This window comes from Xanthomonas sp. NCPPB 2864, assembly GCF_056675615.1.
The window spans coordinates 301,129-318,220 of the sequence record NZ_JBWWVS010000005.1; the positions used below are offsets into that span (position 1 = coordinate 301,129).

The following is a 17,092-nucleotide window of genomic DNA, read 5'->3' on the forward strand; positions in this document are numbered from 1 at the left end:
CCGCCAGCTGCCACGATCGGGCCGGCCGTGCGACCTGCTAGGCTATGCCGATGAACGAACCGGTCGACCTGCAGCCTGCCCCCTCCTTCCTGCCCATGTCGCGGCGCTTCCGCGGCTATCTGCCCGTGGTGGTGGATGTGGAAACGGGAGGATTCGACTGGAACAAGCACGCCCTGCTGGAAATTGCCTGCGTGCCGATCGAAATGGATGCCGACGGGCGGTTCTTCCCCGGCGACACCGCCAGTGCCCATCTGGTGCCCGCGCCAGGACTGGAGATCGACCCGAAGTCGCTGGAGATCACCGGCATCGTGCTCGACCACCCGTTCCGCTTCGCCAAGCAGGAAAAGGACGCGTTGGACCATGTGTTCGCGCCGGTGCGTGCGGCAGTGAAGAAATACGGCTGCCAGCGCGCGATCCTGGTCGGCCATAACGCACATTTCGACCTGAACTTCCTCAACGCCGCGGTTGCGCGCGTGGGCCACAAACGCAACCCGTTCCATCCGTTCAGCGTGTTCGACACCGTGACCCTGGCCGGCGTGGCGTACGGGCAGACCGTGCTGGCGCGCGCGGCACAAGCCGCAGGGCTGGAATGGAATGCCGCCGATGCGCATAGCGCGGTCTACGACACCGAGCAGACCGCGCGACTGTTCTGCACGATCGCCAATGCCTGGCCGGGGCCTGTTTGAGCGGGGATTGGGCATTGGGGATTCGCAAAGGCACGCTGCCTGACGCGTCCCTTCTGCTGAGCCACGATGCGCCGCACGCAATGGCACAGCCAGTCGGTGGGTTCTAAAGCAGACCAACACACTGCACTTGCCAATCCCCAATCCCGATTCCCCAATCCCAGCACCTAACCCACACCGATGCGATCGCGCCCCGCGCTCTTGGCCTGGTACAGCGCCTGATCGGCGCGCTGCATCAGCGATGAGCCGGTGTCGTCGTCGCGCAACTGGGCCACGCCGGCACTGAAGGTCACCTGCAGGCCTTCCACGCCGCCCCAGCCGTGGCGCGCGTGGAACAGCGCGCGGATGCGCTGGCACAGCGCCTGTGCATCCTCCAGCGTCGTGTCGGCCAGCAGCAGGGCGAACTCTTCGCCGCCCAGGCGCGCCGGCAGGTCAGACGCGCGCGCGGCGGCGGTCAGCAGCACACCGACTTCATGCAATACCGCATCGCCACTGGCGTGCGAATAGTGGTCGTTGATGCGCTTGAAATGATCGATATCCAGAATCGCCAGCACCAACGGCCGCCCGCTGCGGCGTGCGCGGCTGATGTCGCGCGCCAGCGCCTCGTCGAAATGCCTGCGGTTGGGCAGCCCGGTCAGGGCGTCCTCGTGCGCCTGGCGCTCGAACACATCCGACTTGATGCGCAGCCGTGTCAGCAGCTCGCTCTTTTCCTGGTTGGCCTGCAGCAAACGCTGCGCCTGCAGTTGCAGATCTTCGGTGCGTTTGCGCACCAGTTCGGCCAGGCGTGCGTTATGGCTCTTATAGCGGCGTAGCAGGAACCGATACACCAGCGCCAGCAATAAAATCGCACCCAGCACCGCGGCCAGGCGCACGTCCTGGCGCTGCCACCACAGCGGCAGCACCTCGAACGCCCACACCGCCTCGTGCGGACTCCAGGCACCGCCCGGGTGACGGGCCGCCACATGCAGACGGTAGCGCCCCGGCGGCAGGCCGATGAATTCCACGCTGCGTTGCCGGCCACGCTCGGTCCAGTCGCTGTCCAGGCCTTCCAGGCGCGTGCGGTACTCGATCCGCTCCGGCAGCAGAAAGCTCATGCCGACGTAGGACACGTTCAGGCGATGCCCGCCCGGCAGGCGCGCCTGCTGCCGCCATGTCAGCGGACGTGCGTCCTGCTGCACGCTCTCGATCACCGCCGGCGGCGCGCGCCGCTCGCGAAAGCGCTGCAGGCGCGCCGGGTCGACCGTGCTCACGCCGCCAGCGGTGACCACCCAGATCGAGCCGTCGGCACGCGCGATCATGCTCGGCCCGGAGCTGCCGTTGGCCTGCGCGTTGCCCATGCCGTCGATCTCGCCATAGCGTTCGATGACCAGCCGGGCGCGTCCATCGGCAACCGCGTTGAGCTGCGTGAGTTGCGTGCGCAACACGCCGCGATTGCTGCTGATCCAGGCATTGCCGAACCGGTCGCCGACCAGCTGGAACACCGTATCGACCGGCATGCCCTGCTCCAGCCCCACGCGTGCGAGCCTGCCGTTGCGCACCCGGTACAGGCCGCGATCGGTCGAGATCCAGACAGCGTCACCGATGCGCTGAAAACCGAACACGCTCCGCGCGCCGCCCAGCGCTTCAAGATTCAATTGCTGCAGTTTTCCGGCGCGCAGTACCGCCGCGCCGTCGACCGAGCCGATCCACAGCGCACCATCGATGCTGGCCAGCGCGGTCACCACGCCATCGGGCAGGCCGTCGACCGCCAGGGGCACCCGCTTGCCGTTCACCAGCTTCACCACGCCGCGCTGCGTGGCCAGCCACACCACGCCGGATTCTTCGATCACGATGGCGCGGATATGCCCGCTGGGAATGCCCTCGGCGTCGCCGTAATGCCGCAGCAGGCGTCCGTCGTGCAGCACGAAGACGCCATCGGCATAGGTGCCCACCCACAGATCGCCGTGCCGATCCAGCGCCAGGCTGAGCACCGAAAGCTTGCGCCCGGATGGCGTGGCCACCGCCACCGGCACGATGCGCCCGTCCGGCAGCATGCGATCCAGGCCGGCGGTGCTGGCGATCCACAGGCTGCCGTCGCGGTCTTCCAGCACCGCGCGGGCGTAGTCGCCGCTCAGCCCATCGCGTTGGCTGTAACTGCTGAACAACGTCTCGCGCAGCCGAAACAGCCCGCCGTTGGCGCCGACCCAGATGCTGCCTTCGGCATCCTCGCGCAGGCTGACGATGCGCCCGGTCGGCAGGCTGCGACCAGCCGGCAGGTGCTCCACTCCATGACTGCCGATGCGCAGCAGCCCCTGATTTTCGCTGCCCAGCCACAGGTCGCCATGGTGGTCCTGCAGCATCGCGGTGAAATGGCCCTGCCCGGGCACCCGCCGTACCAGCTCGGCAGTCTCGCCCCGCAGCCGATACAGCTGCTCGCCGGCGACGACCCACAGCGTGCCGTCCGGCGCGCGGTATGGCCACGCCAGCCCGGGTGGCAGGCCGAACGCGGCCGGGGCGCGATGCATGCGTCCGTCCGGTTCGCGATAGATCAGGCCGTCCAGCGTGCCGATCAGCAGCCGGCCTTGGTCGTCGAATGCCATGCGCGGAAAGCTGCTCTGCAGCGGCACGCCATCGCGCGGCGGAAAATACTCGAAGCGCCCATCCGGCCACAGGCAGCCCAGCCCGTGGCCCTCGAACAGCAACCACATGCGACCGCGCGCATCCATGGTCATTGCATGGATCAGCGCCTGCGGCCACGGTCCCTGCCGCTGCCAGTGCCGCCACTGCCCGTCGCTGCCGTGACGCACCAGATTGCCGCGCGCATCGCTGAGCCACAGCGCCCCGTCGTGGTCGACGTACAAGGCGCCGACGCCGTTGTCGGGCAGGCCGGGACGCGTGCTGCGGTCGATGATGCCGAATTCCAGGCCGTTGTAACGCACCAGGCCTTCCCAGGTGGCGAACCACAGGTAGCCGTCGCGGGTCTGGGCGATATCGCGCAAGGAGTTGTGCGGCAGGCCGTTACGCGAGCTCCAGCTGTCGATCGCGTAGTCGCGCAGTGGCGCCGTGCCGGCCGGTGCAGCCAGTGCCGCGAGCGAGCACAGCGCCAGCAGCATGCAGACAATGGCACCGAGCCAGCGCTGCGGCCGCTTGTCTCCCCGTGCCGACGCCTTGGCATCGCATCCGTTCTCGCCCGTCGACCAGGCCCCCGCCCCATCTCTCATCAGACATAACACGCCGTTCGCTGCCGATATGGTAGGCAAAAACGGGCGCGCGCGCCGGTCAATCGTCGCACGCCTTGGTTAACGTCATGCGCGGCGGGCCACCTGCGCGCTTGGCACTGCAGCGGCAAGCGCACCGGCGCCATGGTTTGCGCAGATCGGCTGCTGCATGTGTGCGCGGATCAAACCGCGCCGCACGCGCGATCTCGCCATGCCGATCGACCTGCGCTCGCCATTGGCACGCACGTGCGATGCAGAGTGGTTGGCGACACAGAGCGAACAGCCGCCAGCTGGATGCGGACGACGTGCAGCAAGCGCAGTGCACGGGTGGTGCGTGCCGAGTCGGGGCATCGGCCGCGCCCGCGCCCACCTGGCGGTGAGCGCAGTCGTTTCGGTGGCCGCCTCAGGCGCCCAGGCGCTGGCGTACCGCTTCGAACAGGGTCACACCGGCGGCCACTGACACGTTGAGGCTTTCGATATCGCCCGGCATCGGGATCTTGACCAGACCATCGCAATGCTCGCGGGTGAGACGACGCAGGCCGTCGGCCTCGCCGCCGAGCACCAGCCCGACGTTGCCGCGCAGGTCCACGCTGTACAGCGACGCCTCGGCTTCACCGGCCAGGCCATACAGCCACACGCCCTGCTTCTGCAGATCGCGCAGGCAACGCGCCAGATTGGTCACCGCGACCACCGGAATACGGTCGGCCGCACCGGCCGAGGTCTTGCGCACGGTCGCGTTGACCGTGGCCGACTTGTCCTTGGGAATGACCACTGCAGTGACGCCGGCCGCGGCCGCGCTGCGCAGGCATGCACCGAGATTGTGCGGGTCCTGCACGCCATCGAGGATCAGCAGCAAGGCACGTCCCTCGGCGGCGGTCACCAGCGCTTCGAGTTCGTTTTCGGCCCACAGCCGCGCTGCGGCATAGCGGGCGACCACGCCCTGGTGGCGCACCTGCCCACCGACGCCATCGAGTGCCTGGGTATTGACCCGGCGCACGTCGATGCCCTTGCGGCGGGCCTGCTCTTCGATTTCGATCAGGCGCGGATTCTTGCTGCCGGCCTCGATCAAGACCTCGCGCACGTTGTCGGCGTCGTTCTCGACGGACGAGGCGACGGCGTTGACGCCGACGATCCACTGATTCTGCTTGCTGCTCATTGCGCCGGATACGAAGAGATAAAGGGGAATGGTAGGGCCTGCGGCCTGCCACGTCACGGCCGGAGCGCAGACGGCGCTAGCGACAAGGAGATCGCGGTGCTCCTGGGCCACGGCCAGAACTTCAGCACGCTGTACGGCCGATTGCGGGGATCGAAGATGGCGCTCGCGCCGTTGTGATGGTGCCGGCACCTGCACGCACCCCGCTGTCGCGCGCCCCTGCGGTAGGCACTCACGCCTGCGGGCGCGGACTCACACTGGCCACTGCGCGGTATCGTGATCCGGGTGCTGCCTTGACACCACATCGGCCAGAAACGCCAATGCGGCGACATCGTCCTCGGTGGTGCGCGCCGGTAGATCGGCCAATGCATCGACGAACGGCAGCTTGCGCTCCACCCCGTACTGGATTGCCGGAGGCAGCTGCTCGGGCGTATCGAACGCACCGGCAGCAATCGCCAGGCCGTCGGGCGCTTCATAGGTCAGCGGCGTTCCACATTCGGCGCAGAAGCCACGCAACATTATCGATGAAGAGGCGAAGCGCTTCGGCTCGCCGCGTGTCCAGCTGAACTCGACACCGCGCACCGAAACCAACGGCGCGTAGTAGGCACCGAAGGCCTTTTGACACATGCGGCAATGGCAGATCGAGGCGTCCGTCAGCCTGCCGCGCACGTGGAAACGCACGGCACCGCACTGGCAGCCACCGCTGTGCTCGATTGCTGCGTCCATCGTCGCCTCAAGCCTTGAAAGTGGGCACCCAGCGCGCGTTGCGAGCGTCTGCCCGCAACGACCTGCCGCTCATATCCGGCGGTCCGTATACATCGCGAGCCGCCGCCGGACGGCGGCTCGCGGTCCTGCAGACGCGCTTAGTACTGCTTTTTCTTGCGCTTGGCCGGCTGAGCGCTCGGCGGCGGCGGCGGTTCGGGCGAATCGCCGCGATCCTCGGCCAGGCGGAAGTCGATCTTGCGCTCCTCCATGCTGGCCTTCAGCACCAACACCCGCACCGGATCGCCCAGACGGAACGTGCGGCCACGACGCTCGCCACTGAGCGTCTTGCGGATCGGATCGAACTGGTAATAGTCCTGCGGCAGCTGGGTGACATGCACCAGACCATTGACCTTGGACTGGGTCAACTCCACGAACAGGCCGAACCCGGTCACGCCGCTGATCACGCCATCGAACTGGCCGCCGACATGCTTTTCCATCCACGCGGCACGATAACGCTCGTCGACTTCGCGTTCGGCTTCGTCGGCACGCCGACCACGCTCGGAACACTGCAGCGACAAGGCCGCCATCTGACGCGGGGTATAGATGTATTTTTCCGGGCTGGCGCCGGTCAGGGCGTGCTTGATCGCGCGGTGCACCAGCAAGTCCGGGTAACGCCGGATCGGCGAGGTGAAGTGCGCATACGCCTCAAGCGCCAGACCGAAGTGACCGTTGTTGTCCGGCGAATACACCGCCAGGCTCTGGCTGCGCAGCAGCACCGATTCCAGCAGCGCCGCGTCGGGGCGCGCGCGCACCTTCTTCAGCAACTTGGTGTAGTCGCCGGGGCGCACCTTGCTCCATGCCGGCAGGCTCAGCTGGAATTCCTTGAGGAACTCCAGCAGGTCTTCGTACTTGCTCTCCGGCGGCCGCTCGTGCACGCGGTACGGCGCCGGCACATGCATGCTCAGCAGGTAACGCGCGGCCTCGACGTTGGCGGCGATCATGCATTCTTCGATCAGCTTGTGCGCATCGTTGCGCACCAGCATGCCGGCCTGGGTGACTTCGCCGGTGTTGTCGAGCACGAAGCGCACTTCGGAGGTTTCGAACTCGATCGCGCCACGCTGCGTGCGCGCCTTGGACAGCACGTTGTACAGCTGGTGCAGGCGCTGCACCTGCGGCAGCAACGGGCCGATGAAGGCCTTGGTGTCGGCGTCGTCTTCGCCCACCGCCTTCCAGACCTGGTTATAGGTCAGGCGCGCATGCGAGTTCATCACCGCTTCGTAGAAACGCGAACCGGTGACTTCGCCGTCGCGCCCCACCTGCATGTCGCAGACGAAGCACATGCGGTCGACCTTGGGCATCAGCGAGCAGATGCCGTTGGACAGCGTCTCCGGCAGCATCGGCACCACGAACCCCGGGAAATACACCGAGGTGGCACGCTTTTGTGCTTCGTCGTCCAGCGGTGTGCCCGGACGCACATAGTTGGACACGTCGGCGATCGCCACCACCAGACGGAAACCGTCGACATTGGGCTCGCAATACACCGCGTCGTCGAAATCCTTGGCGTCTTCGCCGTCGATGGTGACCAGCGGCATCTGCCGCAGATCCACGCGCCCGCCGATCATCTGCGGCTCAACCACCAACGGCACTGCCGCGGCCTCGTCCAGCACTTCCTGCGGAAATTCGTGCGGCAGCTCATGGCCGTGGATGGCCATCTCCACCACCAGCGACGGGGTGAGCTTGTCGCCGAGCACCGCGATGATCTTGCCGATCGCCGGGCGCCGCGCGTCCGGCGGCGCGATCAGTTCGCACACCACCAACTGCCCTTCGCGCGCCTCGCCGATACCGTCAGGTGCGATCTGCACGTTGCGTTGCACGCGCTTATCGTCCGGGTCGACATAGGCCACGCCATGCTCGTAGAAGAAGCGTCCGAGCATGCGCGACATACGGCGTTCGAGCACGCGGGCGATCGCACCTTCGCGACGGCCGCGGCGGTCGATGCCGGTGACGTTGGCCAGCGCACGATCGCCGTGCATGACCTTGCGCATTTCATAAGGCGGCAGGAACAGGTCATCGCCACCTTCGTCCGGCTTGAGGAAACCGAAACCTTCCGGATTGGCGATTACCACGCCGGCGATCAGGCTGGTCTGCTGCACCGGCGCGTAGCCGCCGCGACGGTTCTGCACCAGCTGCGCTTCGCGCACCATCGCCGCCAGGCGCTTGCCCAGCGCGTCGATGCGGTCGCTGAGATTGAGTTGTTCGGCGATTTCCTCGGCGGTCTGCGGGCCATCGCAGGCGTCGAGCAACTGCAGGATGGCCTCGCGGCTGGCGATCGGCTCGGCGTAGCGCAGTGCTTCGCGATCGGCATGCGGGTCCTTGAACTCCGCCGCCGGCGCGGGCGCTTCGGTCGGCGCCTGCTGGAAGCGTTCCGGCGCCGGCGCCGGCGGACCGCTCTTGCGCGGATGCGGTGCGCGTGGTGCCGGCGGCGTGGGCAGCGCGGGCGCTACCGGCAGCTCGGGCGAGGCGTTGGCGGCCTTGTCGGCAGCGCGTTTGTTGGCGGACTTGGTCGACGCACCGGCGGCGGCGCGGACCAGGAAGTCCGGCATCCAGCCCGGCAACTTCTGTTTTTCGGCGGTGGTGGACTCGCCCGGGCTGGTGGACTTGCGGCGACTGGGCCGATCGGAATCTGGGGTGTTTTTCTTTGTCATTGCTTACATGGTACCCCTTGCGGCCGCGCCATGGGCGGCACGCCTCGCCTGGCCGGTCGCAATTGCCTGCCACCAGGCATTGACAAGCCCGCCGGGAGTCTGCAAAATTCGCGGCTCACCTGCCCAGGTGGCGGAATTGGTAGACGCACTAGCTTCAGGTGCTAGCGGGGGCAACTTCGTGGAGGTTCGAGTCCTCTTCTGGGCACCAGTTTAAAAAGACCTCCGAGCGATCGGGGGTCTTCTGGTTCCTGGGGTCCGAAAAGTTCTGCTGGTAGCCGTGCGCCTGCGTTGCCGGCCGATGGCAGCCCGCTATTGATCGGCGGCCGGCGCTTCATTCCGCTCACGCCATGACGCGGCAACCGTGCAACCGGATAGCCTGCTACACGACAGCAGCGCCCTCTTCGACGCCGCTGCCCTGACTCCGCAGCGCAGGACGGCCTATGGCGTTGCCGTGATGCCTGCCTCGCGCAGCGCCGTGGCCCAGATCGCGTACCCGGTCTCACTGGGATGGGTGCCGTCGGGCATCAGCGCCTCGGGCAAGGTCCCGTCCGGCTGCAGCATCCGAGGGCCGATGTCGACCAGACGCACGGACCGATCCTTGCCATAACGCGCGGCCAGCAGCCGATTGGTCTCGGCAATGGGCGCGCGCTGCGCATCCCCGGCATCGCGGCCGCGCGGCATGATCGCCATCAGGATCAGCTGACTCCTGGGCAAACGGCGACGCACCTCGCTCACCACCGCCTCCACGCCCTGGGCGGTCTCGGCCGGCGTGGAGGCGCGCGCTTGCGCGGTGCCGGTGAGGTTGTTGGTGCCGATATGCAGCACCACCCAGCGCGGATCCAGGCCGTCGAGCTCACCCTGGCGGATCCGCCACAGCACGTTCTGGGTGCGGTCCCAGCCAAAGCCCAGATTCAGCACCGGACGCCTGCCGTACAACCAGCTCCAGGACTCGGGGCCACTGACACGCGTGGCCTGCGGTGTGCCGGCCCAGAAGTGCGTGATCGAATCGCCGATCATCACCACCTCGGGCTTGGGCGTGCGCGCTGCGGCCAGCGCCGCATGGTGACGCGCATACCAGTCGTAGGAGTCCTGCTCCAGCCGGTCGACCGGAATCAGCGAGGTCGCAAAATCGCGGCCCAGCGCGGCAACCGGCTTGACCGGCGGCTCGCCCAGCAGGCGCGCCAGGGTCGGCTCGATCGCCTCGGCCAGCATGCGCTGGCCTTGCGTGTCCGGATGCAGGGCAGCGGCCGGCGGACGGAAGCGGGTGTCGTAAAACAGCTCGGTGCGCAGCTTGCCGTCGCGCTGGAAGATCGACCCCACATCCAGATAGGTCACGCGTGGATTGTCGCCATAGCGCACCGCCAGGCCCTGGTTGATCTGCGCATCGCGGCGCGACTTCTCGCCGGAGATGCCGCTGGGCAGCACACCCACCAGCAAGATCTGGGTGCGCGGCAACTTCTGTTCGATCGCCGCCACCACCGCATCGATACCGAGCTGGGCCTGCTCAGCGGTCTGACCGAGGTGGCCGGTGTTGTTGGTACCGATCAATACCAGCGCGACCTTGGGCTGCAGGCCATCGACCTCGCCATTGGCCAGCCGCCACAGCACGTGTTCGGTGCCATCGCCGCTGAAGCCCAGGTTGAGCGCGCCACGGCTGCCGTAGAAGGTCTGCCAAGTCGGCTGAAAATCCTCGTCCGGCGCCTTGGCTTTTTCGTAGTTCTGGGTGATCGAATCGCCGATCAACAACAGCGGCGTGTCAGCGTGCTGTTTCACCTGCTCCAGCACCTGCGCATGCCGCTGCGCCCACCAGGCTTCCTGCAGGCGGTCGGTGGGCACGATCGAGGGCGGCGGCGTTTGCGCAGTTGCCGCAGCGCAGACCAGCAACAGCCCCCAACACACCAGCACCGCAACGAGGACAGACAACGAAGGGCGGGAAAACACAGCGTGCAAGGACCGGGGCATGCGCGCACCAGAGGCCAAAGAAGCTGCGATTGTGATCTGCGCGCGCCGCGCGCGACAAGGTCGGGCGCAACCACGCGCGATGTAAGGCTGTAACGTTGCTTACGGTGTGCCGGCGCCAGGCCAATGACACGGCGCAGCTGCGACATCTGAGCGCCCACGTTTGCGTAGGAGCGCGCTTGCGTGCGATGGGGCGTTATCGAGAACGCCGTTTCGCGCGCAAGCGCGCTCCTACACAGGGTGAGGCAATCGCCCGCGCCAAGGTGCCGGATCGACTGCTGCGCAGCTCGGGCCGATGGTGTCGACCGCGGCGTACTGCCGGATCAGGCCCTTCAGCGCAAGCCGGTCTCGCCACGCGCGATCACCAAGCGCTGGATTTCCGAGGTGCCCTCGTAGATTTCGGTGATCTTGGCGTCGCGGAAGTAACGCTCCAGCGGCATTTCCTTCGAATAGCCCATGCCGCCGTGGATCTGCACCGCCTGATGGGTGATCCACATCGCCGCCTCCGAGGCGGTGAGCTTGGCCACGGCCGCTTCGGTGCCGAACTTATGGCCCTGCCCCTTCAACCAGGCCGCGCGCAACGTCAGCAGCAGCGCTGCATCCAGCTTGCACTTCATGTCGGCGATCTTGGCCTGGGTCATCTGGAAGGTGCCGATGGCCGCGCCGAAGGCCTTGCGCTCCTTGACGTAGGCCAGGGTCGCCTCATAAGCGGCACGCGCGATGCCGACCGCCTGCGAAGCGATGCCGATGCGCCCGGCGTCGAGCACGCTCATCGCGGTCTTGAAGCCCTCGCCTTCCACGCCCAGCACTTCGTCGGGCTGGGCGATGTAATCGGCAAATTCGATCTCGCAGGTGGCCGAGGCACGGATGCCGAGCTTGGGCTCGGTCTTGCCGCGATGGAAGCCGGCGCGATCGGCGTCGACCATGAAAGCAGTGATGCCGCGCGAGCCCTTGTCCGGCTCGGTCACCGCAAACAACACGATGTACTTGGCGACCGGGCCGGAGGTGATCCAGCTCTTCTTACCGTTGATCACAAAGCTGCCATCGGCCTGCTTGACCGCGCGGCAGCGCATCGCCGAGGCATCCGAACCGGACTGCGGCTCAGTCAGTGCGAACGCGCCGATCTGCGCGCCTTCGGCGATCGCGCGCACGTACAGCTGTTTCTGCGCCTCGCTGCCGTTCTTCAGGATGCCGGTGCAAAACAGCGAGTTGTTGACCGACACGATGGTGGAATGCGCGCCGTCGGCGGCAGCGATCTCGATCATTGCCAGCGCATAGCTGATCGGGTCCATGCCGGCGCCACCGTACTCGGCCGGCACCTCGATGCCCATCAGGCCGTTCTCGCCGAGCAGGCGGATGTTCTCCAGCGGAAACTCGCCGCTGCGATCGAACTGCTCCGCGCTGGGGGCGATCTTTTCCTGGGCGATGCGGCGCGCCACATCCTGGATCATCAATTGTTCTTCGGTAAAGCTGAAATCCACGTCGCACCCCTCCAGGCCTAGGCTGAGCGTCCATTGTAGCCCCAACCATTCGCATGCGTATGTAGTTGACCCCACACCCTGCCCGGCCGAAAATATCTCCATATCGCGATATAGAGATATTCATGGATCTGGAAGACTGGTCGGCGCGCCTGAAGGTATTTGCCGACGCCACCCGCGTCCGCCTGCTGACCTTGCTGGAGCAGGAAGAACTCACCGTGGCCGAGCTGTCGGCGATCACCCGCCTGGCCCAGCCGCGCGTGTCCACGCACCTGGCCAAGCTCAAGGAAGCCGGGCTGGTGCGCGACCGCCGCGCCGGCGTGTCGGCTTACTACCGTTTCGACGAAGTGTCGCTGGACCCGGCGCAGCGCGCCCTGTGGCTGGCACTGAGCACCGGCAGCGACGACCCGCTGCTGCGTCAGGACGCCGAGCGCGTGGCCGCAGTGCTGGCCAACCGCGCCGCCGACCAGAACTGGGCCGATTCGGTGGCCGGCGACATGGAACGACACTACTCCCCGGGGCGCACCTGGGAGGCGCTGGCGCGCACCGCCCTGCCCCTGCTGGAAACCGGCGACGTGCTCGACATCGCTTCCGGCGACGGCGTGCTGGCCGAGCTGGTGGCACCACATGCCACCCGCTACATCTGCATCGACACCAGCGCACGCGTGGTCGCCGCCGCCAGCGAGCGCCTGCGCAAGCTGCGCAATGTGGAAGTGCGCGAGGGTGACATGCATGCGCTGCCGTTTCCCGATGCCAGCTTCGACCTGGTGGTGCTGATGCATGCGCTCACCTACGCAGCCAAGCCGGCGCAGGCAGTGGCCGAATCCGCGCGCGTGCTGCGCCCCGGCGGCCGCCTGTTGCTGTGCAGCCTGGCCAAGCACGAACACCGTGCCGCGGTGCATGCCTATGGCCACGTCAATCTCGGCTTTGCTGCCAAGGAACTGCGCAGGTTCGCCGAGAAAGCCGGTCTGGACGTGTCCAGCCTGGAGACGGTGACGCGCGAGAAGCGCCCGCCGCATTTCGAGGTGATTTCATTGATTGCGGTGAAGCCGGGAATTGGGAGTCGGGAATCGGGAATCGTTGAAAGCAAAGGCGCTGCTTCGCGGAGAGCTGAATCATGACGCAGGTATCCAATCCCCAAGCTCCAATCCCGTTTGCACTGCCCTGGCTGCATCCGGAGCGCGCCGCCAGGCTCACTGCCGCGCTCGCCGAACGCATCCTCATCATCGACGGCGCGATGGGCACGATGATCCAGCGCCACGATCTGCAGGAGCGCGACTACCGCGGCAGCCGCTTTGCCGACGGTTACGACAGCGCGCAGGTACACGTGCATGGCCCGGGCTGCGATCACGCACACGCGCCGGAAGGCCACGACCTGAAAGGCAACAACGACCTGCTGTTGCTGTCGCGCCCGGAGATCATCGCCGGCATCCATCGCGCCTATCTGGACGCCGGTGCCGACCTGCTGGAAACCAATACCTTCAACGCCACCTCGGTGAGCCAGGCCGACTATCACCTGGAACATCTGGTCTACGAATTGAACAAGGCCGGCGCGCAGGTCGCGCGCGCCTGCTGCGACGAAGTCGAGGCGCTGACCCCGCATAAACCGCGCTTCGTGATCGGCGTGCTCGGCCCCACCAGCCGCACCGCCTCGATCAGCCCGGACGTCAACGACCCCGGCTACCGCAACACCAGCTTCGATGCCTTGCGCGACACCTATCGTGAGGCCATCGACGGTTTGATCGACGGCGGTGCCGACACGCTGATGGTGGAAACCATCTTCGACACGCTCAACGCCAAGGCCGCGCTGTATGCCATCGAGGAAGTGTTCGAAGCGCGCGGCGGGCGCCTGCCGGTGATGATCTCCGGCACCATCACCGATGCCTCCGGACGCACCTTGTCCGGCCAGACAGCCGAGGCGTTCTATGCCTCGGTCGCGCACGGACGGCCGCTGTCGGTGGGCCTGAACTGCGCGCTCGGTGCCAAGGACCTGCGCCCGCACGTGGAAACGCTGGCGCAGATTGCCGACGCCTATGTCAGCGCGCATCCCAATGCCGGCCTGCCGAATGCCTTCGGCGAGTACGACGAAACCCCGGAAGAAATGGCCGAAACCTTGCGCGAATTTGCGCAGGCCGGCCTGCTCAATCTGGTCGGCGGCTGCTGCGGCACCTCGCCGGATCACATCCGTGCGATCGCCCAAGCGGTCGCCGACCTGCCGCCGCGGCAATTGCCTGGCGCGCAGGAGCTGGCAGCGTGATGCAGAGCGATGACACTCATCCGTCCTTCGGGCACCTCCATCCGCATGCGGGGGAAGCAGGCGTGCAGCGCCGGATGAGTGCAGACGACTGCGTCCCGTCACTTCCTTTTCCGATCCGGGCTAGCAACGCGGCCGCCCTTCTTCAGAGCATCGCATGAGCACTCCCCGCCACACCCGCCTATCCGGCCTGGAACCGCTGGTCATCACCCCGGACCTGTTGTTCGTCAACGTGGGCGAGCGCACCAACGTTACCGGCAGCGCGCAGTTCCGCAAGCTGATCAAGGAAGAGCGCTACGAAGAGGCGGTGGAGGTGGCGCGCCAGCAGGTCGCCAACGGTGCGCAGATCCTCGACGTCAACATGGACGAGGGCCTGATCGATTCGGAAAAGGCGATGACGCGTTTTCTCAACCTGATCATGTCCGAACCGGATATCGCGCGCATTCCGGTGATGGTGGATTCGTCCAAGTGGAGCGTGATCGAAGCCGGCCTGAAGTGCCTGCAAGGCAAGAGCGTGGTCAATTCGATCTCGCTCAAGGAAGGCGAGGCGCTGTTCATCGAACAGGCGCGCAAGGTGCTGCGCTATGGCGCTGCCGCGGTGGTGATGGCCTTCGACGAAGTGGGCCAGGCCGATACCTGCGCGCGCAAGGTCGAGATCTGCACGCGCGCCTACAAGGTGCTGACCGAGCAGGTGGGCTTTCCGCCGGAAGACATCATCTTCGACCCGAACATCTTTGCCGTGGCCACCGGCATCGAGGAGCACGACAACTACGCGGTGGACTTCATCGAAGCCACCCGGCAGATCAAACGCACGCTGCCGCACTGCCATGTCTCCGGCGGCGTTTCCAACGTGTCGTTCTCGTTCCGCGGCAACGAGATGGTGCGCCAGGCGATCCACTCGGTGTTCCTGTTCCATGCGATCAAGGCCGGCATGGACATGGGCATCGTCAACGCCGGCGGCATGCCGATCTACGACGAGCTGGACCCGGAACTGCGCGAACGCGTGGAGGATGTGATCCTCAATCGCCGCAAGGACGGCACCGAACGCTTGTTGGAAATTGCAGAGCGCTACAAGGGCAGCAAGGGCGCGGCGAAAGTCGAAGACCTGGCCTGGCGCGAGAAGCCGGTGCGTGCGCGGCTGGCGCATGCGCTGGTGCACGGCATCGACGCATTCGTGGAAATCGATACCGAGGAAGCGCGCCAGCAGTCCACCCGCCCGCTGGACGTGATCGAAGGCCCGCTGATGGATGGCATGAACGTGGTCGGCGACCTGTTCGGCGCCGGCAAGATGTTCCTGCCGCAGGTGGTCAAGTCCGCGCGTGTGATGAAGAAGGCGGTGGCGTACCTGCTGCCCTTCATCGAAGCGGAAAAGCTGCGGACCGGCGATGTCGGCAAGTCCAACGGCAAGATCATCATGGCCACCGTCAAGGGCGACGTGCACGACATCGGCAAGAACATCGTCGGCGTGGTGCTGGCATGCAACAACTTCGACGTGGTGGATCTGGGCGTGATGGTGTCGGCGCAGGTGATACTGGACCGTGCACGCGCAGAGAATGCGGACCTGATCGGCTTGTCCGGCCTGATCACGCCGTCGCTGGAAGAGATGTCGCATGTCGCGCGCGAGATGCAGCGGCAAGGCTTCGAGATTCCGCTGTTGATCGGCGGCGCCACCACCTCGCGCGCGCACACTGCCTTGAAGATCCACCCGCATTACGCCGCCCCCACCGTGTGGGTGAAGGACGCCTCGCGCGCGGTGGGCGTTGCGCAATCGCTGATCTCGCGCGACCTGCGCCAGGCCTTCGTCGCCGCCAACGATGCCGACTACGCAGAGATCCGCGCCCGCCACCACAATCGCGGCGACGCCAAACGCCTGGTGTCGCTGGAAAAGGCACGCGCACAGCGTTTCGACGGTGATTGGGACGTCTACACACCGCCGGCTCCGCGTCAGCCGGGCCTGCACGTGTTCGACGACTATCCGCTGCAGGAGTTGATCGAGCTGATCGACTGGACCCCGTTCTTCCAGGCCTGGGAGCTGGCCGGCAAGTTCCCGGCGATCCTCAGCGACGAGGTGGTCGGCACCCAGGCCAGCGAGTTGTACCGCGATGCACGCAAGATGCTGCGCACCATCGTCGCCGAAAAATGGCTGACCGCGAAGGCGGTGTTCGGGCTGTGGCCGGCAAACAGTGTGGGCGATGACGTGGAAGTGGTGCTGACAGACCACCGGGATTCGGCAAACGGGATTGGAGATTCGCAGCAGCCCGGCCAATCCCAAATCCCGAATGCCCAATCCCGGCAGCTCTTGCACTTCTTACGCCAACAAGTCGACAAACCCATCGACCGCCCCGACTTCTGCCTGGCCGATTTCATCGCGCCCAAGAGCAGCGGCAAGCAGGACTGGATCGGCGCGTTTGCGGTCACCGCCGGCATCGGCATCGAGCCGCATGTGGCGCGGTTCGAAGCCGCACACGACGACTACAACGCGATTCTGCTCAAGGCCCTGGCCGACCGTCTGGCCGAGGCGCTGGCCGAGCGCCTGCATCAACGCGTGCGTACCGAATTCTGGGGCTATGTGGAGGATGAGACGCTGGACAACGAGGCGCTGATCGCCGAGCGCTATCGTGGCATTCGCCCGGCTCCGGGGTATCCCGCCTGCCCCGAGCACAGCGAAAAGCGCACCCTGTTCGACCTGCTCGATGCCGAGCGTCATACCACGATGACGCTGACCGAAAGTTTCGCGATGCTGCCCACCGCAGCGGTCTCCGGCTACTACTTCAGCCATCCCAAGAGCCAGTACTTCGTGGTCGGGCGCCTGGGCAAGGAACAGGTGGCCGACTACGCCAAACGCAAGGGCATCACCGTGGCACTGGCCGAACGTTGGCTGGCATCGAATCTGGATTACGACCCGGAATAAGCACAGCCGCAGACCACAGACATCGCAGGAGCGCACCCGGGCGCGAT

10 protein-coding genes, 1 tRNA gene and 1 other RNA gene are annotated in these 17,092 nt (G+C 66.3%); 5 read left to right on the forward strand and 7 right to left on the reverse strand.

Annotated features, from left to right (window positions below; all coding sequences use genetic code 11):
* Positions 1-44 precede the first annotated feature (44 nt).
* The gene (rnt, locus tag AC1KVE_RS13950; RefSeq protein WP_102584351.1) at positions 45-686 is read left to right on the forward strand and encodes a ribonuclease T; all 642 of its coding nucleotides are present in this window, start codon (positions 45-47) and stop codon (positions 684-686) included.
* A gap of 164 nt (positions 687-850) precedes the next feature.
* Here rnt and AC1KVE_RS13955 read toward each other — a convergent pair whose 3' ends face one another.
* The 5 genes from AC1KVE_RS13955 to rnr all read right to left on the reverse strand — a co-directional run bounded on the left by AC1KVE_RS13955 (position 851) and on the right by rnr (position 8,443).
* On the reverse strand, positions 851-3,883 hold the full coding sequence (locus AC1KVE_RS13955) for a diguanylate cyclase domain-containing protein (RefSeq protein ID WP_481092220.1): 3,033 nt from the start codon (positions 3,881-3,883) through the stop codon (positions 851-853).
* 257 nt (positions 3,884-4,140) lie between these two features.
* Positions 4,141-4,216: non-coding RNA, sX9 sRNA (locus AC1KVE_RS13960), on the reverse strand.
* Positions 4,217-4,283: 67 nt separating this feature from the next.
* A complete protein-coding gene (rlmB, locus tag AC1KVE_RS13965) occupies positions 4,284-5,036 on the reverse strand; it encodes a 23S rRNA (guanosine(2251)-2'-O)-methyltransferase RlmB (RefSeq protein ID WP_024940443.1) in 753 nt (250 codons plus the stop codon).
* Between the two features lie 249 nt (positions 5,037-5,285).
* On the reverse strand, positions 5,286-5,759 hold the full coding sequence (locus AC1KVE_RS13970; RefSeq protein WP_481092219.1) for a GFA family protein: 474 nt from the start codon (positions 5,757-5,759) through the stop codon (positions 5,286-5,288).
* Between the two features lie 137 nt (positions 5,760-5,896).
* Complete coding sequence (rnr, locus tag AC1KVE_RS13975; protein ID WP_481092218.1) at positions 5,897-8,443, reverse strand: ribonuclease R; 2,547 nt, start codon at positions 8,441-8,443, stop codon at positions 5,897-5,899.
* A 121-nt stretch (positions 8,444-8,564) separates the two neighbouring features.
* On the opposite strand from rnr, the gene AC1KVE_RS13980 reads away from it, so the two are divergent.
* Positions 8,565-8,651, forward strand: a tRNA-Leu gene (locus AC1KVE_RS13980).
* 230 nt (positions 8,652-8,881) lie between these two features.
* Here AC1KVE_RS13980 and AC1KVE_RS13985 read toward each other — a convergent pair.
* Positions 8,882-10,405 (reverse strand): platelet-activating factor acetylhydrolase IB subunit, encoded by a 1,524-nt coding sequence (locus AC1KVE_RS13985; protein WP_481092217.1) that lies wholly within the window; start codon positions 10,403-10,405, stop codon positions 8,882-8,884.
* A 329-nt stretch (positions 10,406-10,734) separates the two neighbouring features.
* Positions 10,735-11,853 carry an acyl-CoA dehydrogenase family protein gene (locus AC1KVE_RS13990; protein WP_481092318.1) on the reverse strand — a complete coding sequence of 373 codons (1,119 nt, stop codon included), beginning with the start codon at positions 11,851-11,853 and terminating at the stop codon, positions 10,735-10,737.
* Positions 11,854-12,005: 152 nt separating this feature from the next.
* Here AC1KVE_RS13990 and AC1KVE_RS13995 point away from each other — a divergent pair, with 152 nt between their 5' ends.
* The 3 genes from AC1KVE_RS13995 (at position 12,006) to metH (ending at position 17,045) form a co-directional block, all read left to right on the forward strand.
* Complete coding sequence (locus tag AC1KVE_RS13995; RefSeq protein WP_016904295.1) at positions 12,006-13,001, forward strand: ArsR/SmtB family transcription factor; 996 nt, start codon at positions 12,006-12,008, stop codon at positions 12,999-13,001.
* Positions 12,998-14,137 (forward strand): homocysteine S-methyltransferase family protein, encoded by a 1,140-nt coding sequence (locus AC1KVE_RS14000; protein ID WP_167762773.1) that lies wholly within the window; start codon positions 12,998-13,000, stop codon positions 14,135-14,137. The genes AC1KVE_RS13995 and AC1KVE_RS14000 overlap by 4 nt, the downstream gene beginning before the upstream one ends.
* 154 nt (positions 14,138-14,291) lie before the next feature.
* Positions 14,292-17,045 carry a methionine synthase gene (metH, locus tag AC1KVE_RS14005; RefSeq protein ID WP_481092216.1) on the forward strand — a complete coding sequence of 918 codons (2,754 nt, stop codon included), beginning with the start codon at positions 14,292-14,294 and terminating at the stop codon, positions 17,043-17,045.
* Positions 17,046-17,092 lie beyond the last annotated feature (47 nt).

Excerpts from the sequence above, each read along its gene's own strand:
- rlmB (WP_024940443.1), bottom strand. The coding sequence starts at position 5,036 with ATGAGCAGCAAGCAGAATCAGTGGATCGTCGGCGTCAACGCCGTCGCC.
- rnt (WP_102584351.1), top strand. The coding sequence starts at position 45 with ATGCCGATGAACGAACCGGTCGACCTGCAGCCTGCCCCCTCCTTCCTG.
- AC1KVE_RS13970 (WP_481092219.1), bottom strand. The coding sequence starts at position 5,759 with ATGGACGCAGCAATCGAGCACAGCGGTGGCTGCCAGTGCGGTGCCGTG.
- AC1KVE_RS13955 (WP_481092220.1), bottom strand. The coding sequence starts at position 3,883 with ATGAGAGATGGGGCGGGGGCCTGGTCGACGGGCGAGAACGGATGCGAT.
- metH (WP_481092216.1), top strand. The coding sequence starts at position 14,292 with ATGAGCACTCCCCGCCACACCCGCCTATCCGGCCTGGAACCGCTGGTC.
- AC1KVE_RS13985 (WP_481092217.1), bottom strand. The coding sequence starts at position 10,405 with ATGCCCCGGTCCTTGCACGCTGTGTTTTCCCGCCCTTCGTTGTCTGTC.
- AC1KVE_RS14000 (WP_167762773.1), top strand. The coding sequence starts at position 12,998 with ATGACGCAGGTATCCAATCCCCAAGCTCCAATCCCGTTTGCACTGCCC.
- AC1KVE_RS13995 (WP_016904295.1), top strand. The coding sequence starts at position 12,006 with ATGGATCTGGAAGACTGGTCGGCGCGCCTGAAGGTATTTGCCGACGCC.
- rnr (WP_481092218.1), bottom strand. The coding sequence starts at position 8,443 with ATGACAAAGAAAAACACCCCAGATTCCGATCGGCCCAGTCGCCGCAAG.
- AC1KVE_RS13990 (WP_481092318.1), bottom strand. The coding sequence starts at position 11,853 with ATGATCCAGGATGTGGCGCGCCGCATCGCCCAGGAAAAGATCGCCCCC.